This window comes from Micromonospora sediminicola, from assembly GCF_900089585.1.
GTDB lineage: Bacteria > Actinomycetota > Actinomycetes > Mycobacteriales > Micromonosporaceae > Micromonospora > Micromonospora sediminicola.
In genome coordinates this window covers 3,413,667-3,437,337 of sequence record NZ_FLRH01000003.1, presented here as the reverse complement: position 1 = coordinate 3,437,337, position 23,671 = coordinate 3,413,667, and the positions used below count along the sequence as shown (strand labels likewise).

The window sequence follows — 23,671 nt, the reverse complement described above, 5'->3', positions numbered from 1 at the left end:
GAGCCGGTGTTGCGAGCCCCGCAGTCGCGAACAGAGAAGGCACCGTGAGCGCGAGGAGTGAGCCGGTGTTGCGAGCCCCGCAGCCGCGAACAGAGAAGGCACCGTGAGCGCGAGGAGTGAGCCGGTGTTGCGAGCCCCGCAGCCGCGAACCGAGGGAACACCGTGAGCGGGCGGCAGAAGGTGCTGCTGGTCGCGCTGGCCGTGTTGCTGGTGGGGCTCTACGTGGTGGCGGTCGCCGGTCGGGGCGACGACCGGGGCGACCCGGCCGCCGGGCCGGGGCCGCTGGGCCGGCTGGGGCGCGGCGCCGGGGCGGTGGACCCGGCGACGGTGGGCGTGGCGTGCCTGCCGCCGGCCGCCGATCCGGCCCCGACCGCCGACGGCGTGGTGGTCGCGTTCGGCGCCACCTGCCGGCTGCGCGTCGCCGATCCGGGCGCGCTGCGCACGCTGGTGCTGCGGGGCGCGACGCCGTTCGAGGTGACCGCCCGCGCGCCCGGCGACGCGGACGTCACGGTCACCGACGAGGTGACGCCGGGGCCGGACGGCGCGGCGGTGGCGAAGGTGGCGGTGGACCGGGAGACCGAGGTGCTCCTGCGCTGTCCGGGAGGTGGCGGATGCGCGGTCACGCTGGCCCGGTCCTGACCGGGGTGGAGGCGCGAGATGGGTGAGCTGCGCAAGCCGTTCCTGCTGCTGGCGCTGTTCGCGGTGGCGCTGGTGGTAGCGGTGGAGCTGGGCGCCGCCGCGTTGACCGGCGGCGGGGACGCGGGCGGCGCGCTGCGCGACAGCGCCGGACAGCTCGGCGTCGAACTGGGCGACGTGGGCGGGGTCAGCGAGCCGTCCGGGCGGGGCACCGGATATCTCGCGCTGATCGACGTGGTGGCGCTGTGGACCACCGGGCTGTTCTGCCTGAGCCTGGTGCTGCCGGACCGGGTCCAGGGTCGGGTGCAGGGCGTGGCCACGCTGGTCTTCTCGATCGTGCTGCTGCTGGTGTCGCTGGTGCTGCTGGTCGTCGCGTTCGTGGAGCTGACGGTGATGGTCTCCCTGTTCCTGGCGCCGCCGTTCGGCACGCTGGCGTACCTGGCGGTGTGGGGGTTCTTCCCGGTCGGCGACGCGGCCGTGCTGCTCGGGCTGGCGCTGCTGCTCAAGCTGGTCTGGGCCGGCCTGCTGCTGGCCGCCCAGCCGCGTTTCCTGCGCAACAAGGGGCTGGTGCTGCTGGCGCTGACCACGCTGCTGTGCACGGTGGTGCTGCAGTTCCTGCACGGTCTGGTGCCGGTGATCCTGGTCAGCATCCTCGACGACCTGGGCGCGGTGGTCTTCGCCGTGGTGGCGCTGATCTGGGCGCTGGTGCTGCTGATCGGCTCGATCCCGGCGATCGTGAAGGCGGTCCGCACCACCGCGACCATGTCCGGCCGGACGGTCAGCTGACCGGGCCGGCGGTGGCAAGCGCGGCCAGGCGGGGCAGCTGCGCCGGGTCGGTGAGCGCCGAGCCGACCGCCACCACGCGCACGCCGGCGGCCAGGAAGTCGGCGGCATTGCCGGCGTCGATGCCGCCGGTGGCCACGAAGCGCGCCTCCGGCAGCGGGCCGGCGACGGCCCGGAACCAGGCCGGGCCGAGGCTGACCGCCGGGAACGCCTTGAGCCAGACCAGGCCGTGGTCGAGCGCCTGCTGCGCCTCGGTCGGGGTGGCCACGCCAGGCAGGTGCGGGATGCCGTAGCTGACCGCCGCGTCGGCGACCGCCAGGTCGAGGGCGGGGGCGACGGTGAACGCCGCGCCCGCGCTCACCGCCTGGCGGACCTGCGCCGGGGTGCGGACCGTGCCGGCGCCGACGATCCGGTCCCGCCGCCGGCCGGCCGTCACGGCGGCGCGCAGCGCGGGCACCGCGCCGGGGGTCCGGATCGGCACCTCCACCACGGCGATGCCCAGGTCCCAGGCCAGTTCCGCCAGGCGGACCGTCTCCGGGGGCGGCAGGTCGCGCAGGATCACCATCACCCGCGCGTCGCCGAACACCGGCGTGAAGTCGTGCGCGCTCATCCGCCGCTCCCTCCGTCGTGCCGGTACGCCCCGGCCGCCCACTGCGCGTCCGACAGCGCCAGCGCCCGCGCCGTCCACATCGGGTCGGGCGGCGGCGCGGTGTCGCCGGGCACGGCCAGCACCCGGGCCGCGGTGAGGTGGCCGGTCCGCAGGCAGGATCCCAGGTCGAGCCCGCGCAGCGACCCGGAGAGGAAGCCGGCGGCGAACGCGTCCCCGGCGCCGACCGGCTCGACCACGTCCACCGACACCGCCGGCACGAACACCGCCGGTCCGGTCCGCGGCAGCGCTGTCGCACCGACCGGCCCGTCCTTGACCACCACCAGGTCCGGCCCGGGCAGCAGGTCGCGGACGGCCGCCGGCGCGGTGACGCCCCACAGCGTCACCGCCTCGTCCAGCCCGACGAGCACCACGTCGGCATGGTCGGCCAGGTCCCGCAGAACCGGGGCGGCCCGGTCGGCGGGCCAGAGCGCCGGCCGGTGGTTCACGTCGAAGCTCACCCGGGCGCCGGGCAGCGCCCGCCCGGTCAGCGCCTGGACGAGCAGGTCCCGGCAGGAGTCGGAGAGCGCGGCGGTGATCCCGGACAGGTGCAGCAGCCGCGCCCCGGCCAGGCGCGGGTGGGCGAGGTCCCGGGCGTGCAGGCGGCTCGCGGCCGACCCGGCGCGGTGGTAGTGGACCCGGGTGCCCGACGGTCCGGGGTCCTTGAGGTAGACGCCGGTCGGGGCGTCCCGGTCGACCGCGACCAGGGAGACGTCGACCCCGGCGGCGGCGACCTCGGCGACCACGCGACGGCCGAACGGGTCGTCCCCGACCCGGCTGACCCAGGCGACGCGGTGGCCGAGCCGGGCCAGACCGGTGGCCACGTTGGACTCCGCGCCGCCGACACCGACCGCGAGCAGCGCGGCGTGTTCCAGCGGCCCGCCGTCGGCGGGGGCGAGCACCGCCATGGTCTCGCCCGCGCAGACGACCTGCGGGCCGTTCACGCGCCGCCCACCGGGCCGAGCCGGGCCGGGACGTCCGCCGGATCGAGGTGACCGTCGGCGACCAGCACCCGGTGCCGGTTGCGGCGGGGCCGCCCGGCGGCGACCACCGCCGGCCGGTCGAACGCGTACGCGACGCAGACGCCCGGGTACGCCGTGGTGCGGACGAACCACCGGTCGCCCGGCCCGAGGCCGGTGAAGACCAGGGTGTACGCGCCGCCGCCGGGCCCGGTGCCGAGCAGCGCCAGCCAGGGCGCGGCCGAGCCGTTGACCGCCTCCTCCCCGACCGCGTCGGCGGTGCGCACCCGGGGTTCCCCGGTCGCCGCCGCGCGCCAGAAGAACCCGCCGTAGCCGGCCCCGCCGGGGCGGCCGTTGGTGGCCGGGCTGCCCAGGTGGACGTCGGCTCCGGTGGCGGAGCTGAGGGTGGCGGACAGGTCGAGCCACCAGGCGTCGTCGCCGGCCGGCCCGGCGGTGACGGTGCGGTGCTCGCGCAGCAGCGTCCGACCGTTGCGGTCGCGCCAGTCGAGGTCGTGCTCGAGCCGGTCGGTGGTCCGTGCCCGCCAGCCGGTGTGGGCGATGACGCCGTGGTCGTCGCGCCAGGTGTAGCCGAGGTCGCGCACGTACGTCCGGCCGCCCCAGAGGTTGGCGCCGTCCACGTCCTGCACGGCGAGGGACGCGCCGAGGTGCCAGACGTGGTCGGCCGGGCGCGCGTCGGTGACCGGTGTGCCGGCCCGGGTCCGCACCGGGTGCAGGTGGGGCCGGGGCCCGTGCCGCGGGTCAAGGTCGGGCCGGACCACGTAGCGGGCCACCTCGACGCCGGCCACGACCAGCCGTTCCTCGGCGTCGCGTGCCACCTCGGCCGGGCCTGCATCCTTGGTCTCCCGGACGATCGCCGCGCGGTGCGGCGCGGCGGGCCGGCGGTCGGCGGTCACGACGGCTCCGGCGGGCGGCGGGCGTCGACGGCGTGCAGCGCCGCGAGGGCGTACCCGCCGAGGATCGGCACCGCGACCGGTGTGACGAGCACCGCCAGCAGCACGGCCAGCACGCAGACGCCGGAGGCGGCGGCCCACACGGCGGGGCGCCGCGGGCAGGCACGCGCCACCCGCCGGGCGGCGGCCCGCCAGCCCCGGCCACCGGTGCGCCCGACCGCGACGGCGACCAGGCCCGCGTACCCGAGCAGGGCCGCCACCACGACGGCGGTGAGCGCCAGGGCGGGGCCGCCGCCGGGCACCCGGCCACCGGCGAGCGCGAGCAGGTCGGCCGCGAGCACCGCGGCGGCGGCGAGCGCGGCGGCGCTCACCGCCAGCCCGGCGGGCAGCGCGCGGCCGAACCGGCTCAGGCTGGTCCGCGCGTCGGGCCACGACCCGGTGACGGAACGGTCGTGCAGCGCGGCGCTGGCGGTGGCGACCGCCGGGGCGAGCGTGAGCACCGGCAGCGCGGCGGCCGCCACGGCGAAGCCGAGCAGCGCCAGGTCGCTCGCCTCGCGCAGCGTGTCCCGCCAGTCGGCACGGGCCGGCGCGGGGTGGGCGGGTACGTCGGTGGGGGCGGACACGGCGGTCATCCCTTCAGCCCGCTGGTGTTGATGCCCTCGACCAGCATCCGCTGGAACGCCAGGAAGAACAGGAACACCGGCAGCAGCGACAGCACCGACATGGCGAACATCGGGCCGACCGAGCTCTGGCTCGTCGAGTCGATGAACAGGGTCAGCGCCACCGGGACCGTGTAGTCCTCCAGGCTGGACAGGAACACCAGCTGGCGGAAGAAGTCGTTCCAGGTCCAGATGAACGAGAAGATCGCGGTGGTGACCAGCGCGGGGCGGCTCAGCGGCAGGATGACGTGCCGGAACACGCCGTACGGGGACGCGCCGTCGATGGTGGCCGCCTCGTCCAGCTCGCGCGGGATACCGCGCATGAACTGCACCATGAGGAAGACGAAGAACGCCTCGGTGGCCAGGAACTGCGGCACCAGCAGCGGCAGGTACGGCCAGTCGCCGCCGACCAGGCCGAGGCTGCGGAACAGGATGTACTGCGGCACGATCAGCACGTGGCCCGGCAGCAGCAGCGTCCCGATCATCACGGTGAACCACAGCTTGCGCAGCCGGAACCGCAGCCGGCCCAGGGCGTACGCGGCGAGCAGGCAGGACAGCGCGTTGCCGACCACGGTGAGCCCGCTGACCAGCACGCTGTTGAGGAAGAACCGGCCGAAGCTGATGTCGAAGTTGGTCCAGCCGTCGAGGTAGTTGCCGGGGGTGAACTCCTCCGGCAGCAGGCCGACGTTGTTGACGATCTCGGCCTGCGACTTGACCGACGTGCCGAGCATCCAGAACAGCGGATAGAGCACCACCGCGACGATCGCCACGAGCACGACGAGCCGCAGCACGTTCCGGCCGCTGCCGGGCCGGCGGCGAGCGACAGTGAGCGCGGTCATGAGTCGTCTCCGTCCGAGTAGTGCACCCAGAACCGCCCGGTGCTGAAGAAGACGGCGGTGATTACGCCGATCGCCACCAGGAACACCCACGCCATCGCTGACGCGTAGCCCATCTCCAGGTCGGTGAAGCCGGAGATGTAGAGCTTCAGCGTGTACATGAGGGTGGAGTCGACAGGGCCGCCGGTGCCGTTGCTGAGCACGAACGCGGCGGTGAAGCCCTGGAAGCCGTTGATGGTCTCCAGCACCAGGTTGAAGAAGATCACCGGGGACAGCATGGGCAGGGTGACCGCGCGGAACCGCCGCCACGCCCCGGCGCCGTCCACCGCCGCCGCCTCGTACAGCTCGGTGGGCACCTGCTTGAGCCCGGCCAGGAAGATCACCATCGGCGCGCCGAACTGCCAGATCGCCAGCACCATCAGCGTCTCCAGCGCCCAGTCCGGGTCGCTGACCCAGGGCAGCCCCTCGACGCCGAACAGGGCGAGGAACGAGTTGAACGCGCCGTCCCGGTTGAACATGTTGACCCAGACGATGGCCAGCGCGACGCTGCCGCCGAGCAGCGACGGCAGGTAGAACAGGCTGCGGAACAGCCCGACGCCGCGCCAGGCCCGGTTGAGCAGCAGCGCGACGCCGAGCGCGGCGGCCAGCTTCAGCGGCACCGCGATCAGCGCGAACGTCAGCGTGACGCGGACCGCGTGCCAGTACGACGGGTCGGCGGTGAACATCCGCTCGTAGTTGGCCAGCCCCACCCACCGCACCTCGGACAGCGGCGTGAGGATGTCGTAGTCGGTGAAGCTCAGCCAGAGCGACAGCAGCATCGGGATCGCCGTGACGCCCATCAGTCCGATGAGCCAGGGCGAGAGGAAGACGTACCCCGCCAGGCCCTCGCCGAGCCGGGCCCGGCCGGCCCGACGCCGCGTGGGGCGAGGGCCGGCCGGTCCGGTGCGCGGGGTCCGGCCGGGCGCCGTGGTGAGGGCCACGGGACCGGTCCTTTCGTTTGGTCAGGCGATCGCGGACTTGCAGGCGGCGACGAACTGCTCCGCCGCCTGCGCCGGGGTGGCGCGGCCGTACTGGGCGTTCTCGGCGGCCTTTACGAGCTCGGACTTGACCTTGCTGTGCCCCTTGATCGGGACCTGGGGCGAGGCGCCGAACTTCTGCGCCAGGTCGGACTCGACCTGGATGGACTGCTTCATGGCCGGGTCGGTGGCGGTCTCGCTGACCTTGGCGCGCAGATCCATGTTCGACGGCAGACCGCGGTCGGTGCCGAGCAGCGCCACCGCCTCCGGGTCGTTGTTCAGGAAGTTGATCACGTCGACGGCGACGTCCTTGTGCTTGCTGCCCTTGAACACCGACCAGTACATCGAGGCGCGCGCCCACTGGGCGCTCGGGTCACCCGGGTAGGCGACCACGCCCAGCTCGTCCTTGGTGTTCTTCTTCAGGTCCGGCATCTGGTTGACCCAGACCCAGGAGGTGGCCGACTTGCCGGTGACCACGAGCTGCTTGGTGATGTCGCTGGAGTTGCCCTCGTGGATGACGTCCGGCGTCGGGGTGGCGCCCCGGGCCCGCGCGCCCTTCCACAGCTCGAACCACTTCGTCACGTCCTCGGCGGTGAAGCCGAGCTCCTCGCCCTTGTACAAGTCCTTGCCCTGCTGGCGCAGCCACACCCAGAGCGCCTTGTAGTCGGCGCTCGGGTCCTGGGTGCCGGGCACCTTCGTCTTCTTCGCCACCTGCTCGGCCCAGGCGATGTGCTCCTCCCAGCTCATCCCGGTGGTCGGCTCGGGCAGCCCGTTCTTGGTGAGCAGCGTCTTGTTGTAGACCAGGCCCTGGGTGTTCTCCCCGGCGGCCACCCCGGCGAGCTTGCCGTCGACCACGCCGTACTCCAGCAGGCTCTTGGGGAACTTCGACACGTCGAGCTTGCCGGAGTCGCGGTAGCTGCCCAGGTCGAGCGTGGTGCTGCGGCCGGCGTACTCGGCCAGGTAGTTGTCGTCGATCTGGAACAGGTCCGGCGGGTTGCCGCCGGCGGTCAGCGTGGCGAGCTTGTCGAAGTAGCCCTGGTTGGCCTGCCAGGTCTTCTCGAACGTCACGTCCGGGTGCTTCCTGGTGTAGAGGGCCAGGGCGTCCTCGGTGAGCTTGGCCCGGGCCTCGCCGCCCCACCAGAAGACGGAGAGCTTGACCGGGCCGCCGTCGCCGCCGCCCTCGTCGCCGCCGCAGGCCGCCGCGCCCAGGGCGAGCGGCGCGGCCAGCGCGACGGCGGCGAGGCCGCGGACGAATCGGCGTCGGGACAGGGGGGTACGGTGATTCCGCCCGGCGGGTGCGCCGGCGGTGGGGGACGTTGCGGGGTGCATCTGCGCTCACTCCTCGGATGTGGGAGGCGACGACGTCACCGGCGGCCGTCCACGGGCCGCCCGGGTCCGCAGTGCTGTGCGGGCCCGGGCCACCTGCTCAGGCCCCGGTGCCGTCCCGACCGGGCGCGGGGACGGGCCCGGTCGAGTCACGGACGACCAGTGCGGTCTGGAGCATTACCTGTGCGGTGGTGCGACGGTCGCCGGATGCCGCGCCCCGACCCCGGGCGCCGCGCGGCGCGTCGGAGTCGAGTTGCAGGAGCATGTCGACGGCCGTCCGGCCGGCGGCCGCGGTCGGCGTGGCCACCGTCGTCAACTTGGGGCGGGTGAGCCGGCTCAGCGCGATGTCGTCGACGCCGACCACGCTGACGTCCTGCGGCACCCGCAGCCCCAACGCGTCCAGCCCTTCGATCAGGCCGATCGCCATCAGGTCGTTGTAGGCGAGCACGGCGGTGACGCCGCTGCGGCGCACCTGCTCGGCGACCGCGCCGCCGCCGGTCTCGGTGGGCTGGTTGGGCCCGAGGAGGGTCAACTCCGCTCCCCCGCCCCGGGCCGCGGCGGACGCGGCGCGGCGCATCTCCCGGGCGGTCCACGAGCCGCGCGGGCCGCCGAGCAACGCGATCCGCCGGTGGCCGAGGCCGAGCAGGTGCTCGATCGCGGCCCGCGCACCCTGCCCGACGTCCATCATCACGCAGGGCAGACCGGCGACCTGGCGGTTTATCACCACCACCGGCACCTCGCGGCTGACCTGCTCGATCAGGCTGTTGCTCATCCGAGGGCTGCACAGCAGGACGCCGTCGACCTGCTTGGCGAGCGCGTGGACCAGGTCCTCCTCGGCGGCCGGGTCCTCGTTGGTGTCGGCCACGAAGACGTGATAGTCGCGGTGCCGGGCCTGCCCCTCCGCCGCCTTGATCAGCGGCGGGAAGAACGGGTTGGCGATGTCGGCCACGATCAGGCCGATGTTGTGGGTGCGGCCGGTGATCAGGGCCCGGGCAGCCCGGTTGGGCCGGTAGCCGAGGTCCTCGGCGCAGGCCAGCACGCGGACCCGGGTCTCCGGGTTGACCAGATGCGGGGCGGAGAACGTGCGGGAGACGGTGGAGATGTGCACACCGGAGGCCCGGGCGACGTCCCGGATGGTGGCTGGCACGGTGGGCTCCCTCGTCCGATGTGGTGGGGGTCACGGGGGTGTCGCCCATTAATGCAAACGGTTGCTCCCGTGTCAACGGTCCATTGTTGCGACTCGATTTCGGCACGACACCGGCCGGGTACTCAAAAGCGCATCAATGCGGATGGATGGTGCGGCTTCGTCGGGAGGCGTTGACGACGCATCCATCGCCATGGTTTCTTCGGCTGCAAACCTTTGCAGTCGATCGCCGGGGAGGCCGACGTCATGTCACCACCGGCCCGGGAACGGGTCCGTCACGCCCTGGTCGGCGCCGGGGCGCGCGCCGAGATGTTCGTCCGCGCGCTCGCGCTCGACCACGCCGACACCGCCGAGCTGGTCGCGCTCGCCGACGTCAACCGGACCCGGATGGACGCGCACAACCGCTGGCTGGCCGAGCTGCGTCACCCGCCGGTGCCCACGTACGACGCCGCCGACGTCGCCGCCATGCTGGCCAAGGAGCGGGTCGACGTGGTGCTGGTGACGAGCGTCGACGTCACCCACGACGAGTACGTGACGACGGCCCTGCGCGCCGGCTGTGACGTGGTCGTGGAGAAGCCGATGACCGTCGACGCAGAGCGGTGCCGGCGCATCCTGGACGCGGTCGCCGAAACCGGCCGGCACGTCACCGTTGCCTTCAACTACCGCTACAACCCGCTGCACGAGCAGGTCCGGCGGGTGCTCGCCGACGGCGCGGTGGGCGAGATCGGGTCGGTGCACTTCGAGTGGCTGCTCGACGTGCGCCACGGCGCCGACTACTTCCGCCGCTGGCACCGCGACAAGGCCACCTCCGGCGGCCTGCTGGTGCACAAGTCCGGCCACCACTTCGACCTGGTCAACTGGTGGCTGGACGCCCGCCCGGTCGAGGTGCACGCGTACGGCCGGTTGTTCTTCTACGGCGCGGACGGCCGCCGGCACGGCTACGCCCGCGACTACGACCGGGCGCACGGCTCCCCCGCCGCCGACGGCGACCCGTTCGCGCTGCGCCTGGCTGACCATCCCAGGCTGCGCGAGCTGTACCTGGACGCCGAGGCCGAGGACGGTTACCACCGCGACCGCAACGTCTTCGCCCCCGGCGTGACCATCGAGGACGACCTCGCGGTGCTGGCCCGCTACGACACCGGCGCGACGATGACCTACCACCTGACCGCGTACGCCCCCTGGGAGGGCTACCGGGTCATGGTCAACGGCAGCCGGGGCCGCCTCGAACTGGAGGTGACCGAGAGCGACCACGTCAGCCCGGCCGTCGCCGGCGCGCTGAAGGGCGCGGCGCTGCACGGCGACGAGGCCGCCGCCGAGCAGGGCGCGGCCCGGCTCACGCTGCGCCCGTTCTGGGCGCCGCCGGTGGAGATCCCGGTCGAGGGCTGGACCCGGCGCGGGCACGGCGGCGCGGACGCCCGGATGACCCGGGTGCTGCTCGGCGGCGAACCCGACCCGCTCGGCCGCGCCGCCACCGCCCGCGACGGCGCACTCGCGCTGCTCACCGGCCTCGCCGCCAACCGCTCGCTGGAGACCGGCGCGCCCGTCCGGGTCGCCGACCTGCTCACCCTGCCCTGACCGAGGAGCCCGCACCCGTGCCGATCATCTCCCCCAGCGATCTGCTGCTGCCCACCGAGCCCGGGCTGCGCGCCCTGGCCCGCGAGCTGTACGCGCTCGCCGCGCAGCAGCCGATCATCTCCCCGCACGGGCACGTCGACCCCGGGCTGCTGGCCGAGGACCAGCCCTTCCCCGACCCGGCCCGGCTGCTCGTCGTACCCGACCACTACCTGACCCGGATGCTGCTCAGCCAGGGCGTACCCCCGGCCGACCTGGGCGTGCCCAGCGTCGACGGCAGCCCGGTGGAGACCGACGGGCGGACCATCTGGCGGCGCTTCGCCGCGCACTGGCACCTGTTCCGGGGGACCCCGTCGCGGCTGTGGCTGGAGCAGACGTTCCGGGACGTGTTCGGCGTGAGCACCCCGCTGGGCCCGGCCACCGCCGACGCGGTCTACGACGAACTGGCGACCCGGCTGGCCGAGCCGGAGTTCCGGCCCCGGGCGCTGTTCGAGCGCTTCGGCATCGAGGTGCTCGCCACCACCGAGTCGCCGCTGGACGACCTGGGCCGCCACGCCAAGCTCGCCGCCGACGGGTGGGGCGGGCCGGGTGGGCGGGTGGTCACCACGTTCCGCCCGGACGACGTGGTGGACATGGAGTTCGACAACTGGTCGGCCAACGTGGACCGGCTCGCCGAGGTCTCCGGGGAGGACACCGGCACGTACGCCGGATACCTCGCCGCGCTGCGGGCGCGGCGGGAGGCGTTCGCCGCCGCCGGGGCCACCTCGTCCGACCACGGCCACCCGACCGCCCGTACCCTCGATCTCGGCCCGGCCCAGGCCGCGGCGCTGTACGACAAGGGCCGGCGCGGCCTGGCCGACGCCGCCGACGCCGAGGCGTTCCGGGCGCACATGCTGCTGGAGTTCGCCCGGATGTCGCTCGACGACGGCCTGGTCATGCAGCTGCACCCCGGCGCGGTCCGCAACCACAACCGCTGGCTGCACACCCGGCACGGCCGCGACGTGGGCGGCGACGTGCCGCAGGCCACCGAGTACGTGCACGCCCTCGCGCCGCTGCTCGACGCGCACGGCAACGACCCCCGGCTCACGGTGGTGCTCTACACGCTCGACGAGGACACGTTCACCCGGGAACTCGCCCCCCTGGCCGGCGGCTACGCGGCGCTGCGCCTCGGCGCGCCGTGGTGGTTCCTGGACTCCCCGGAGGTGCTGCGCCGGTTCCGCGAGGCGGTCACCGAGACCGCCGGTTTCTACAACACCGCCGGGTTCGTCGACGACACCCGCGCGTTCTGTTCCATCCCGGTACGCCACGACGTGGCCCGCCGGGTCGACGCCGGCTTCCTCGCCCGCCTCGTCGCCGAGCACCGGCTGACCGGGGACGAGGCCGCCGAGACCATCGTCGACCTGGCGTACCGGCTGCCGAAGCAGGTCTTCAAGTTCGGAGGCGGGCCCGCATGACCACGATCGTCGACGTCGAGGTGCACGACGTGCGCTTCCCCACCGCCGCCAGCGGCGACGGCTCGGACGCGATCAACCGGGGCGACTACTCGGCCACCTACGTGGAGCTGACCACCGACGGCGGCCCGACCGGCACCGGGTTCACGTTCACCAACGGCCGGGGCAACGAGATCACCTGCGCGGCGGTCTGCGCGCTCGCCCACCACGTGCGCGGACGCACCGTCGCCGAGATCGCCGCCGAACCCGTGGCGTTCTGGCGCTCCCTGGCCGCCGACGTGCAACTGCGCTGGCTCGGCCCGGAGAAGGGCGTGATCCACATGGCCACCGGCGCGCTCGTCAACGCGGTGTGGGACCTGCGCGCCAAGCTGGCCGGCAAGCCGATGTGGCGCTTCCTCGCCGAGGCGCCCACCGACGAACTGGTCGCGACGATCGACTTCCACCACATCACCGACGCGCTCACCCCTGACGAGGCGGCGGCCATCCTGGACAAGGGACGCGACGGCCTGGCCGACCGGCTGGCCGGGCTGGAACGTGACGGGTTCCCCTCGTACACCACGTCGGTGGGCTGGCTCGGCTACCCCGACGAGCAGGTGCGCGCGCTGACCCGCGACGCGTACGCGCAGGGGTGGCGCGCGATGAAGATGAAGGTCGGCGGGCGGATCGAGGACGACCTGCGGCGGGCCCGGATCATCCGGGCCGAGATCGGCCCGGACGCGCTGCTCATGATGGACGCCAACCAGGTGTGGGACGTGGACGAGGCGATCGCCGCGATGGGCGTGCTCGCCGAGGTCGACCCGTACTGGATCGAGGAGCCCACGCACGCCGACGACGTGCTCGGGCACGCCCGGATCGCCCGCGCGGTCACCGAGCTGACCGGCGGACGCTGCCGGGTCGCCACCGGCGAGGTCGCCGCCAACAAGGTCATCTTCAAGCAGTTGCTCCAGGCCGAGGCGATCGGCGTGATGCAGATCGACGCCTGCCGGGTCGGCGGCGTGGACGAGGTGCTCGCCGAACTGCTGCTGGCCGCGAAGTTCGGCGTGCCGGTCTGCCCGCACGCCGGCGGCGTCGGCCTCTGCGAGTACGTGCAGCACCTCGCGATCTTCGACCACCTGCGGGTCGGCACGAGCCTGAACGGCCGCATGGTCGAGTACGTCGACCACCTGCACGAGCACTTCACCGACCCGGTCCGCACCCGGGGCGGGCGCTACCTGCTGCCCACCGTGCCCGGCTACAGCGCGACCATGCGGCCGGAGTCGATCGCGCGGTTCCGCTTCCCGGACGGCCCGGCATGGCGCTGACCGCCGACCGGCTCGGTCTGGCCACGCTGCGCCACCTGCCGCAGGAGTCCCGGCCGCTGCTGCGCCCCGGCACCGTGCCGGCCGGCATCGTCCACCTCGGGCTCGGCGCGTTCCACCGCGCCCACCAGGCGGTGCACACCGAGGCGGCGGTCGGCGCGGCCGGCGGCGACTGGGGCATCGTCGGGGTCGCGCCGCGCAGCACCGACGTGGTCGAGGCGCTGGCCGCGCAGGACGCGCTGTTCAGCGTCACCACGCTCGCCGCCGACGGCCCGACGACCCGGGTGGTCGGCGCGCTGGCCGGCGTCCGGCACGCCGCCTCCGACCCGGACGCGGTGGTCCGGCTGCTCGCCGACCCGGCGATCCGGGTGGTCACGCTGACCGTGACCGAGAAGGCGTACCGGCTCGACCCGGTGACCGCGGCGCTGACCGTCGACCCGGAGCTGACCGCCGACCTCACCACGGACCGGCCACCCCGTACGGTGCCCGGCCTGCTGGTGCGCGGACTGCTCGCCCGGGCCGCCGCCGACGGCGGGCCGGTCGCGCTGGTCAGCTGCGACAATCTGCCCGCGAACGGGAGGCGGCTGCGCGGGCTGGTGGAGCAGTGCCTGGCGCTGGCCCGGGTGCCGGACGCGACCGCCGACCGGGCGCTGGCGGCGGTGACCTGCCCCGGCACGATGGTCGACCGGATCGTGCCGGCCAGCACCGAGGCGACCCGGGACACCGCGCGGCGGGCGCTCGGCGTGACCGACCTGGCGGCGGTGGCCGCCGAACCGTGGTCGCAGTGGGTGATCGAGGACGACTTCCCGGGCGGCCGACCGGCCTGGGAGCGGTCCGGTGCGGTGCTCACCGACGACGCCGGCCCGTGGGAGCGGCTGAAGCTGCGGGCGCTCAACGGCGTGCACTCCGCCACCGCCTACCTGGGCGCGCTGGCCGGCGCGGAGACGGTGGCCGAGGCGCTGGCGCTGCCGCACCTGGACGCGGTGCTGCGCCGGCTGGTCGTCGAGGAGGTCGCCCCGAGCTTCGCTCCCCCGCCCGGCGTCGACGTGACCGCCTACGGCGAACAGGTGCTCGCCCGCTTCGGCAACCCGGCGATCCGGCACCGCACCCTCCAGGTCGCCATGGACGGCTCGCAGAAGCTGCCGCAACGGGTGCTGCACACCGTGGCCGACCTGCGGGCGGCCGGCCGGTCGGCGCGGTGGAGCGCGCTGGTGGTGGCCGCGTGGCTGCGGTTCCTGCTCGGGTACGCCGACGACGGCCGGCCGCTGCCGCTGGACGACCCGCTCGCCGAGCGGCTGCGCGCCGCGCTCGCCGCCGGAGCGCACACCCCGGCCGGGGTGGTGGACGCCGTCTTCGCGGTCCGCGAGGTGTTCCCGGCCGACCTGGCCGCCGACGACGAGGTCCGCGCCGACGTCACCGGCTGGCTGACCGCGCTGGAGCGGCACGGCGTCCGCGCCACGCTGGCGGGTGCCCGGTGACCGGCGGCGCGCGGCGGGTGCCCGGCCGGCGGCGACGGGCCGGGGGTGCCCGGTGACCGGCGGCGGGCCGCCCCGGGTGGCGCTGGTCGGCGCGAACGGGCACGGCCGGTGGCACCGCCGGACGATCGCGGAGCTGGAAGCGGCCGGGCGGCTGCGCCTGGTCGCGCTCGTCGACGTGCGCCCACCGGAGGTCGAACCGGACGCGCCGGTCCCGCCGCGGGCGGCCGTCCTCACCGACCACCGGGCGATGCTCGCCACGACCCGGCCGGACGTGGTGGTGGTCTGCACGCCGCCGCACACCCACCTGCCGATCGCGCTCGACGCGCTCGACGCCGGCGCGGACCTGCTGCTGGAGAAGCCGCCGGTGCTCGACCTGGCCGAGCACCGCACGCTGCTCGCCGCGTCCGCCGGGCGGGCCGTGCAGGTCAACTTCCAGGCGCTCGGGTCGGCCGCACTGACCGAACTGACCGGCGCGCTCGAGCGGCTCGGCCCGGTCGACCGCATCGCCGCGCTCGCCGCGTGGCAGCGTCCGGACGCCTACTACGCCCGCTCCCCCTGGGCCGGACGGCGCACCGTCGACGGCCGCCCGGCGCTGGACGGCGCGCTCGCCAACCCGCTCGCGCACGCGCTCATGCAGTGCCTGGCCGTCGCCGAGGCGGTGACCGGCGCGCCGGTGCGCCCGGCCCGCGTCGAGGTGGAGCGCTACCGGGTCCGCCCGATCGAGGTGGACGACACCACGGTGCTGCGGCTGACCCCGCACACCGGGCCGCCGGTGCTGGCCGCGCTCACCCTCGCCGCCGAGGAACACGTCCCCGGGGAGGTGCTGGTGACCGGCGAGCGCGGACAGGCGCTGCTGGAGTACCCGACCGACCGGCTGCGGCTGCCCGGCGACCCCGCCGCCCGCGCGGTGCCCGGCCGGCGGGGGTTGCTGGCGAACCTGCTGGACCACCGGGCGACGGGTGCGCCGCTGATCGCGCCGCTGGCGCGTACCGAGCCGTTCACCGCCGTGCTGGACGCGCTGCGGGACGCACCCGTTCCGACGCTGCTCGGCGGCGACCTGGTCCGGACGGTCGGCGACGGTCCCGAGCGGGTCCGGGTGATCCGGGGCGTCGGGGCGGTGCTGCGCACCGCCGCGGGGACCGGCGCGCTGCCCTCCGAGACGGGCGTCCCGTGGGCGGTCCGGCCGTACGTGGTGGATCTGCCGTGAACACCGTCGAGAGATCGGAACGAGTCATGCGAACCCGAACCGCCGCCGCCGCGCTCCTCGCCGCGGCGCTCACGATCACCGTCCCCGCCCCGGCGCCGGCCGCGCCCGCCGGGCTGTCCCGCGCCGCCGAGCTGCTCGGTCGCCAGCCGCTCCCGGCGAACGACGGCTGGGCCGCCGAGGGCGCCGGCACCACCGGCGGCGCGGCCGCCACCCCGGACCGGGTACGCGTCGTGCGCACCCGCGCCGAGCTGGTCGCCGCCCTCGGCGGTGACAACGCCACCAACGCCGCCGACGCCACCCCCAAGATCGTGTACGTGGCCGGCACCGTCGACGGCTTCGAGGGACCCGACGGCACGACGCTCGACTGCGCCGACCTGGCCGACCCGGAGTACTCGCTGCCGGCGTACCTGGCCGCGTACGACCCGGCGGTCTGGGGCCGGGTGGACCCGAGCGGCCCGCTGGAGGCGGCCCGGGTGCGGTCGGTGGCCGCCCAGACCCGGCAGACGCAGATCAACGTCGGCTCGAACACCACGATCGTCGGGCTGCGCGGCGCCCGGCTGACCGGGCTGACCCTGATGATCGACCGGGTCGCCAACGTCATCGTGCGCAACCTGGAGCTGGCCGACGCCCGGGACTGCTTCCCCGCCTGGTCCCCCACCGACGGCGACGCCGGCAACTGGAACTCCCAGTACGACCAGATCTCCGTGCGGCGCAGCGAGCACGTGTGGGTCGACCACAACACGTTCACCGACGGCGACAACCCGGACCGGGACCAGCCCGTCCACTTCGGCCGGCCCTACCAGGTGCACGACGGCTCACTCGACGTCACGCACACCGCCAGCCTGGTCACCGCCTCCTGGAACCGGTTCGTCGGCCGGGACAAGCTGATGCTGATCGGCTCCTCGAACACGGTCGGCCCGGACGTCGGCCGGCTCAAGGTCAGCGTGCACCACAACCTCTTCGACGGCGACCTGCAACGGCTGCCCCGGGTGCGGTTCGGCCAGGTGGACGTGCACGAGAACCACTACCGGCTCGGCGGGCCGGACTTCGCGTACGCCCTCGGCGTCGGCGTGCAGTCCGCCATCCACGCGGAGAACAACTTCTTCACCCTCGCCGACGACGTGGACCCCGCCGACCTGCTCCACGACTGGGGCGGCACCGCGCTGACCGAGCGGGGCAGCTGGGTGCGGCAGGGCGAGCGCCGGCCCCGGCCGGTGGACCTGCGCGCCGCGTACAACGCCGCGCACGACCCCGACCTCGGCGGCGACGCCGGCTGGACACCCACCCTGCGGGCCGCCCCGCCGCTGCCGACGCCGCTGGTCCCGCTGGTCGTCGGCGCCTGGTCCGGCGCCGGTCGGCTGCCGCTCTGAGCAGACCGCTGATCCCCGCACCGACCGGGCCGGCGTCTCCCCCGGCGGCGCCGGCCCGGCGCCGTTCCCGGAGGGGTCGGCTGACATGCGAGGCCGGATGCGCGATGATCACCTTTGCGGATTGTCCGCCGGAGGATTGATTCGGCGGCGATCGGGGACAACAGGGTGAGAATCGGGCGGTGAGAGCGCGAGTGGGTGCCCAGGCCCGGCGGCGGGCACGGGACGGAGGGCCGGACGTGGCGGGTGGGACAACCGGCGGGACCGGCCGGCTCCTCACCATCGACCTGCCGGCCGACCCCGGACGGCTCGCACCCACGCGGGAACGGCTGCGTGCCTGGCTGCACGACCAGGGCGTCGGCGAGTGGGACGTCGAGACGGTCCTGATCGCCACCGGGGAGGCCTGCGCCAACGCCATCGAGCACGGCTACCGCTTCGCCCCCGAGGGGATCACCACGCTGCGGGTGGAACTGCACGACGACCGGTTGGAGATCGAGGTACGCGACCACGGCGGCTGGCGGCCGACCGACGGCGACGACGGCAGCGACCGGGGCCGGGGGCGGTTGATCATGTCCCGGGTGATGGACGAGGCGACCATCGTCGGTACGCCGGAGGGCACCTGCGTACGCCTGGTCAAACACCTCACCCCGAGCAGCTGACGCAAACCCCCGCTGCGCAGGTCCGACGCGGGTTAGCCTCGGCCCGAGGCGAGGGTTGTTCGCTCCTGCCCGTACGGCGGCGCGCGGACGGGGGTGCGACGCATGCGAGGTCCGCTCTGGCGCGGCTGGCTGTGGACGCCGCGCAGCTGGGTCGGCGTCGCCGTCCGCCGGTCGACGACCTGGTACGCGGGCCGGTCCCAGCAGGCGCAGCGGATGTCGGCGGCCCGGCCGGCCGCGGCGGCCCGCTGGTGGCACCGGCCGTGGTGGTGGTACGCGCTCTTCCTCTTCACGGCCGGGTTCCTGCTGGTCTGGCTCCTCACCCAGGTGCTGTTGCCGCTGTGGAACCTGCTGGCGCACGACCCGACGCCCCGGTCGTTTCCCCCGACACGGTGGCTGACACGACAGTTCTGTCTCGACGACGACGCGGCTGGTCAGTGCCAGAAGCTCACCGAAGGGCTCGGCAAGCTGCTCCCGGTGCCGATCGGGCTGTCACTCTTCTACCTCTTCACCCGGTTCCGGGTCTATCCGGCCTACCAGCGCATCGCCCGCCGGACGCCGGAGGAACTCATCAGCACCTCCAACGACCTGCTCGGTGACGTGGTGGGGCGCGACGAGTTGTGCGAGGTGCTGATCGAACGTATCCGCGACCCGGACGTGCGATGCCCGATAGTTCTGGTGGGCGGCGTCGGGGCCGGCAAGAGCGCGGTCCTGGTCAAGCTGGCTCACGAACTCGCCCGACGCGGGATCGTGCCGATCGCGCTGCGGGCCCGCGATCTGGACGTCACGACAGACGTGGACTTCGAGAAGGAGGCACGTCAGCGCTTCATCGACCGGATCGATCCGAACCTGTACAGCGGTGGTCAGGGCGACCGGCTCTGGCGACAGCTGCGCTGGAGCAACAAGGTCGCGGTGCTCGCCGACGGGCTGGAAGAGCTCGGCGAGACCGGTGGCCACGGCGGGGAGGGTCAACACGACAGCGTGTTGCGCGACGCGTTCACCCGTGCCGCCGAGAACCGGTTGCCACTGGTCGCGACCGCCCGTCCGTACGATCCGCTGCGCAGCATGCCGGCCGTGGTGGTGGGCCTGGAGCCGCTGAGCGAAGGGCATGCCCTCACGTTCGGACTGGGCAGCGACGACCAGGTGGCCGGCTCGGCTCTCGTCGCCACGCTCATCGCCGACGCCGACGCCACCGAGTCCCCGCTGTACCTGAAGGTGATCCGCGACCTGCACCGCTTCCGCCGGCTCCCGCACGGCCTGGACAGCACGCCGGGCCCGGGTGAGGCGAGCCGACCGGTGGACCGGTCGGCCGTCCGGCTGCGATTGCTGCACGCCTGGCGCAGCGCGGTCGAGGACGGGTACGTCTGCGAGGACTTCGCCCACGACCGGACGGAACGCCAGCACGTCCTCGATGTGGTCTCGGCCCTCGCCTGCGTCGGCCTGCTCCGGAACTCGTTGAGCGTCAGTTACGACGACCTGGGCGGTTGGGCCAGTGCGAGCCACCTGCACCATGTGCTGTTCCGGGAGCTGCGGGACCGGGTCGGAGATCGGCTGGACGTCACCGAACGCGCCGATCTGGTCACCACGGTCACCACGGCGGCGGAGTTCTCGCTGATCGGACTCGAACCGCAGGGCCTGCGCTTCCAGCACGGGGTCGTCCAGGCGTTCCTCGCCGAACAGTTCCTCACGGCGTCCGACGTGCGGACCCGCCTGCTCGACGAGTCCTTCCGCGGGCAGCCCAGCAAGGAACTGCTCATCGCGCTGACGCTGCTGTCCCGTGACCCCGGCGAATGGAAGCACAGGGATCCGCCGGCACGCGGCGTCCGCCGCCTGGGGCGACGCCTCGGCCTGCCGGACGGAGGCCCGGTCGGCGGGCTGGTCCACCGGCTGATGACGCAGGCCGACCGGGAGCCGAACAGCTGTTGGCGGTTGGAGATGTACGGCGCCGCCCTGGAGATCGACGTGGCGGCCTCCCCGCCGGATCACGACAGGATCACCCGGCACATCGAGGCGCGCTGGCGAACGTTCGAGGAGGGCGACCTCGGTGACCGACCGCTCGACGAGGCCAAGCTCAGCCTCGTCCGACGGTGGGGGGACGCGGCCCGACTCGTCGCCGAGCAGCGGCGCCGCGAGGGCGGCTCGATCTGCTCGCCACCGCCCCCGTACGACGTGCTGTTCCGCCTCGCTCGCGCGGAGGGCTCCTACCGGGTTCGACTCGCCGCCGCCCGGGAGATAGGCCTGGGTGGACAGCCGGCCGCGCGGGCGTTGCGGGCCCTCGACGGCCTCGGGCCGCTGTCCCTCGACGTCACCGCGAGCGAGGTGCTGGCACGGGACCAGCAGCTTCGGGGGTGGCTGGCGCCCCTGCTGCACCTGTCGGTCCAACGCGACGTCGAGGCCCCCGAGGACCTGACCGCCGAGACCGGGCGCTACCTGCGCGAGTGGTTGGACGAGTTGGCCGCGCACCGGGCGGGCCGCCGGCTGCGCCTCGCCGGGGAGATCGCCCTGGCGCAGGGGTTCCGACTCGCGGCCAATGTCCGCCGGCTGCCGCTCGGCCGACCGAACACGGATCGCAGCTTCCTCGTCGAGAAGGCCGAGGAGGCACTCACCCATTCCCGGTTCTGGTACAGCCAGCTCGTCCTGGTCCAGGCCCTGACCCTGCTCTCGCTGCCGCTGGACCCGCGTGAGCCACTCCCCGCCCGTGGCCACGGCGCCGACCCGGTCGGCCTGGTCCAGCACTGGTTGCGCATCGCCGGCAGCGGGGTGCCGGAGCGGAAGCGGTGCGACGCCCACCCCTTCCTGCTCGCCGTGGGACGGCTGTGCGTCTCGGCGCTGGTCACCCGGGAGCCCGAGCGCTTCTGCTGGATCGACGAGGGTGAGACGGCCAGCCGGGTCGGCTCGTGCAGCCCGTCCCCGGAGGTACGCCGCCTGCAACGGCTGTGGATTCCGGACTCGATGGGGTGGAGCGTCCTGACGCCGACGGCGGAGCGGCTCCTCGCCGACGTGATGCTGTTGCTCAACCTCGCCGACCGCGGTGGCTCACCCGGGGCCCGTGACTCCCGGTTGCGGCGGGCCGACCGGTGCGACCTCCCACCCTGCCTGACCAGCGACCGGGACCCGCTCGACCCGAACCGCAGCGTGCACAGCGCCGAGCCCTGCGCGCCCGGCGGCACCTGTCTCGACGACTGCGCGTTCCGCCTCTGTCCCCTGCCGGCGAAGGGGGAACCGCTGCGCTATCGGATGGATCAGAACTTCTGCGCCCGGCAGGCCGACCTGGCGAGTCGGTGGTACGCCCTCCGGGCCCGGACGCCGTGGCAGGGTGTGCGCACCTCCGGCCTGCAGCGGTTCTGGCGGCAGATGTCGTGGCGTGACCTACCCCGGCGACGCAGGTGGTGAGTCCGCCGTCGGCCAGCCGACATCCACGGCGAGCGAAGATCAGCTATAAGGGACGCATGGAGTTCCCCGCGTACCTCGCCACGATGCCGATGCACGCGATCACCGAGATCCACGGTGAGCCCGGTCTGCTGGCCCGTTTCCGGCTGGAGATCGAGGCGTTCGACGAGGCCGCCCGCGACCGGCTGACCGAGGCCCTCGACCTCGCCGCCGACCTGCACCGCGACGACCGGCGGGTCCGCGAGCCGTACCTCAACCACCTGCTCCGGGTGGCGATCCGGATGATGCACCACTACCAGGTGCGCGACGTCGACGTGATCGTCGCGGGGCTGCTGCACGACGCGGTGGAGGACCACCCGGCCGAGCTGGCCGGTGCCGGCGCGGGCGATCCGACGGCGGCGGCACTGGCCACGCTCGCCGCCCGTTTCGGCCCGCGGGTGGCGCGGCTCGTCGCGGCGGTGACCAACCCGGCGTACGACCCGGGTCGGGATCGGCACGCGCAGTACCGGGAGCACGTGGCGGCCAGCCTCGACCGCGAGCCCTGGGCGCGGGTGATCAAGGTGTCGGACTTCACCGACAACGGCGTGGGCGTGATCCACACGGTCGGGCCCAAGGTGGCGACCTCGGCCGCCAAGTACCGGCCGCTGGTGCCGGTCTTCCGCGATCTGATCGCCCGGCCGGACACGCCGCTTTCGGCGCCGGTCAAGCGGCACATCTTCGCCCAGCTCGACCTCGCCGAGGAGCGGTTCAGCGCCATCCTCGACCAGCCGAACTGACCCGGCACCGCCGCACGGCAACGGCGCTGCTGGGCGAGGACGGACACCGCACGAAGACGGCACTCCGGGCCGAGAACTCACTGTCCGTAGCCTCGCAGCTGGACACACTCATCGAGAGCGATATACCGCTGGGTCATAGTTATGACCCAGCGGTATATCGACTGAACGTCGGCCCATTCTCCCGGAGGGCTCTGGCGTGCGGGGCGAGGTCACCCGCAGGCGCGATCATGCCGCCCACTCAGCTCCACCGAGCAGCCCCTCGGGCCGGTTCGGCAGCGGGCTGTGGCCGCAGGAGAACCAGGCATCGCCTCCGGACGAGAGCCGGGGGGATCAGGCGCCGGAACCGGACCGGGTCGACGACCAGTGAGGCCGGGATCAGAGGCCGCGCTGGACCGAGGGCAACGTGGCCGCGGCCGGGCCGGACCGGGGCCATGGCCGGCCGGGTCGGGCCGAGCCGCGGCTGAGCCGGACCGGACCCCGGCCGCAGACGGCGGCGCCGCGGACAGCGTCGGCCGAGGCGGTCAGGTCGCGTCGGAGGGCGGGGCGCCGACGTGGCCGCCCAGGGCGGCGGCGATCCGGGCACGCAGGGCGGGCAGCCGGTCCGGCTGCTCACGCAACACCACCCGCAGCGTCTCGTGGCCACCGGCGGCGACCGCGCCGAGGACGTCGAGCAACGTGCCGAGTTGGGCGGGTGGCTCGTCGGCGAGCAGGTTCGCCGCGCCCGTGACGACCAGGGTGAGCGGCCCGGTGTCGAGCCGGTCGGCCAACGCGTCGGCGAGGGCGTCCCAGTTGTGGCCGTACCAGGAGGGCAGCGCCAGGGCGTCGGCGAGCGTCTCGTGCAGGGCCGCCCGGGTCCGGGTGGCCGGGCCGGGGACCGGCACGCCGGCCGGCGCGGACGCCGCCTGATCGTCCAGTGTGAGCCAGGCCGGCGGCTGCGGGGGCGCGACACCCATGGGTCAGTCCTTTCCGGAGCCGGCGCCGGCCGGGAGGGCCGGCGCCGACGGAGCTCAGAGCCGGTAGAAGTTGGCGTAGTGGTCGGGCGAGAACCAGGTCGCCCCGGTGCTCTTGTTGACCACGATCCGGTACGCGTCGCGGGAGGCGTTGCAGGCGCGCGGGTAGACGTCGTACTCGTAGTAGGTGGCGTTGGCGGGCAGCTGCCCCTCGTAGTTGTAGAACCGGCCGCCGGCGAAGTTGCACTGGCCGCCGCTCCAGGAGTACCAGCCCCGGCTGGTCGGGAAGCTCTTCGCCGACCAGCCGGAGCGGGCGGTGCGGGCGTCGGCGCAGCGGGACAGCGTGCACGAGCTGTAGACGGCGGCCCGGGCCGGCTCGGCCAGCCGGGTGGAGACGGTGGACGGGGCGACGAGCGCGGCGGCGGCCACGGCGGTGACCAGGGCGGACGCGGCCAGGGCCCGGCGGACGCGGGTGGCGACGGCGCGGAACGGGGTCAAGGGATCCTCCTTGAGCGAGCCGACTGGACATCGACCGACGTCGTTCGACGGTCGGCGCTCAGTCTGCCGAGGATCCTGCCCGGCGTACAGGCCCGGTCCGGCGTCCACGCCC

General features: G+C 74.2%; 21 protein-coding genes. 11 read left to right on the top strand and 10 right to left on the bottom strand.

Features of this window, described 5'->3' with window-relative positions; genetic code table 11:
- Nucleotides 1–162 precede the first annotated feature (162 nt).
- Nucleotides 163–639, top strand: coding sequence for a hypothetical protein (locus tag GA0070622_RS16355; RefSeq protein WP_091574093.1), 477 nt, complete (start codon nt 163–165; stop codon nt 637–639).
- An 18-nt stretch (nt 640–657) separates the two neighbouring features.
- Nucleotides 658–1,422 (top strand): hypothetical protein, encoded by a 765-nt coding sequence (locus GA0070622_RS16350; protein WP_091574092.1) that lies wholly within the window; start codon nt 658–660, stop codon nt 1,420–1,422.
- Here the strand turns inward: GA0070622_RS16350 and GA0070622_RS16345 are convergent.
- From GA0070622_RS16345 to GA0070622_RS16310, 8 genes are all read right to left on the bottom strand, one after another.
- Complete coding sequence (locus tag GA0070622_RS16345) at nt 1,415–2,029, bottom strand: bifunctional 4-hydroxy-2-oxoglutarate aldolase/2-dehydro-3-deoxy-phosphogluconate aldolase (protein ID WP_091574091.1); 615 nt, start codon at nt 2,027–2,029, stop codon at nt 1,415–1,417. The two genes, GA0070622_RS16350 and GA0070622_RS16345, sit on opposite strands and share 8 nt — an antisense overlap.
- Complete coding sequence (locus tag GA0070622_RS16340; protein ID WP_245666350.1) at nt 2,026–3,009, bottom strand: sugar kinase; 984 nt, start codon at nt 3,007–3,009, stop codon at nt 2,026–2,028. The genes GA0070622_RS16345 and GA0070622_RS16340 overlap by 4 nt, the downstream gene beginning before the upstream one ends.
- Nucleotides 3,006–3,938, bottom strand: coding sequence for a DUF6807 domain-containing protein (locus GA0070622_RS16335; RefSeq protein WP_091574090.1), 933 nt, complete (start codon nt 3,936–3,938; stop codon nt 3,006–3,008). Before GA0070622_RS16335 ends, GA0070622_RS16340 begins: the two co-directional genes overlap by 4 nt.
- Nucleotides 3,935–4,558, bottom strand: coding sequence for a hypothetical protein (locus tag GA0070622_RS16330; RefSeq protein WP_425412767.1), 624 nt, complete (start codon nt 4,556–4,558; stop codon nt 3,935–3,937). Before GA0070622_RS16330 ends, GA0070622_RS16335 begins: the two co-directional genes overlap by 4 nt.
- Nucleotides 4,559–4,563: 5 nt before the next feature.
- Nucleotides 4,564–5,433 (bottom strand): carbohydrate ABC transporter permease, encoded by an 870-nt coding sequence (locus GA0070622_RS16325; protein ID WP_091574088.1) that lies wholly within the window; start codon nt 5,431–5,433, stop codon nt 4,564–4,566.
- Entirely contained in the window at nt 5,430–6,410 is a 981-nt protein-coding gene (locus GA0070622_RS16320) for a carbohydrate ABC transporter permease (RefSeq protein WP_091574087.1), read from the bottom strand. Before GA0070622_RS16320 ends, GA0070622_RS16325 begins: the two co-directional genes overlap by 4 nt.
- A 21-nt stretch (nt 6,411–6,431) precedes the next feature.
- A complete protein-coding gene (locus GA0070622_RS16315; protein WP_091574086.1) occupies nt 6,432–7,775 on the bottom strand; it encodes an ABC transporter substrate-binding protein in 1,344 nt (447 codons plus the stop codon).
- 97 nt (nt 7,776–7,872) lie between these two features.
- Nucleotides 7,873–8,919 (bottom strand): LacI family DNA-binding transcriptional regulator, encoded by a 1,047-nt coding sequence (locus GA0070622_RS16310; protein WP_091574085.1) that lies wholly within the window; start codon nt 8,917–8,919, stop codon nt 7,873–7,875.
- A 243-nt stretch (nt 8,920–9,162) separates the two neighbouring features.
- Here GA0070622_RS16310 and GA0070622_RS16305 point away from each other — a divergent pair, with 243 nt between their 5' ends.
- The 9 genes from GA0070622_RS16305 (at nt 9,163) to GA0070622_RS16265 (ending at nt 22,111) form a co-directional block, all read left to right on the top strand.
- On the top strand, nt 9,163–10,491 hold the full coding sequence (locus GA0070622_RS16305) for a Gfo/Idh/MocA family protein (RefSeq protein ID WP_091577511.1): 1,329 nt from the start codon (nt 9,163–9,165) through the stop codon (nt 10,489–10,491).
- A gap of 17 nt (nt 10,492–10,508) precedes the next feature.
- Nucleotides 10,509–11,942: a glucuronate isomerase gene (gene uxaC / locus GA0070622_RS16300; protein WP_091574084.1), complete on the top strand. Its 1,434-nt coding sequence runs from the start codon at nt 10,509–10,511 to the stop codon at nt 11,940–11,942.
- A complete protein-coding gene (locus tag GA0070622_RS16295) occupies nt 11,939–13,240 on the top strand; it encodes an enolase C-terminal domain-like protein (protein ID WP_091574083.1) in 1,302 nt (433 codons plus the stop codon). The genes uxaC and GA0070622_RS16295 overlap by 4 nt, the downstream gene beginning before the upstream one ends.
- Nucleotides 13,231–14,715 carry a mannitol dehydrogenase family protein gene (locus GA0070622_RS16290; RefSeq protein WP_091574082.1) on the top strand — a complete coding sequence of 495 codons (1,485 nt, stop codon included), beginning with the start codon at nt 13,231–13,233 and terminating at the stop codon, nt 14,713–14,715. The genes GA0070622_RS16295 and GA0070622_RS16290 overlap by 10 nt, the downstream gene beginning before the upstream one ends.
- A gap of 52 nt (nt 14,716–14,767) precedes the next feature.
- Complete coding sequence (locus GA0070622_RS16285; protein WP_091577509.1) at nt 14,768–15,922, top strand: Gfo/Idh/MocA family protein; 1,155 nt, start codon at nt 14,768–14,770, stop codon at nt 15,920–15,922.
- Nucleotides 15,923–15,948: 26 nt separating this feature from the next.
- Nucleotides 15,949–17,292 (top strand): pectate lyase family protein, encoded by a 1,344-nt coding sequence (locus GA0070622_RS16280; protein WP_091574081.1) that lies wholly within the window; start codon nt 15,949–15,951, stop codon nt 17,290–17,292.
- 236 nt (nt 17,293–17,528) lie between these two features.
- Nucleotides 17,529–17,948, top strand: coding sequence for an ATP-binding protein (locus GA0070622_RS16275; RefSeq protein ID WP_091574080.1), 420 nt, complete (start codon nt 17,529–17,531; stop codon nt 17,946–17,948).
- A gap of 102 nt (nt 17,949–18,050) precedes the next feature.
- Complete coding sequence (locus GA0070622_RS16270; protein WP_091574079.1) at nt 18,051–21,338, top strand: ATP-binding protein; 3,288 nt, start codon at nt 18,051–18,053, stop codon at nt 21,336–21,338.
- Between the two features lie 56 nt (nt 21,339–21,394).
- Nucleotides 21,395–22,111, top strand: coding sequence for an HD domain-containing protein (locus tag GA0070622_RS16265; RefSeq protein WP_091574078.1), 717 nt, complete (start codon nt 21,395–21,397; stop codon nt 22,109–22,111).
- A gap of 521 nt (nt 22,112–22,632) precedes the next feature.
- Here the strand turns inward: GA0070622_RS16265 and GA0070622_RS16260 are convergent.
- Both GA0070622_RS16260 and GA0070622_RS16255 read right to left on the bottom strand, forming a co-directional pair.
- The gene (locus tag GA0070622_RS16260) at nt 22,633–23,064 is read right to left on the bottom strand and encodes a barstar family protein (protein ID WP_091574077.1); all 432 of its coding nucleotides are present in this window, start codon (nt 23,062–23,064) and stop codon (nt 22,633–22,635) included.
- A gap of 54 nt (nt 23,065–23,118) precedes the next feature.
- Complete coding sequence (locus GA0070622_RS16255) at nt 23,119–23,559, bottom strand: ribonuclease domain-containing protein (RefSeq protein WP_091574076.1); 441 nt, start codon at nt 23,557–23,559, stop codon at nt 23,119–23,121.
- Nucleotides 23,560–23,671 lie beyond the last annotated feature (112 nt).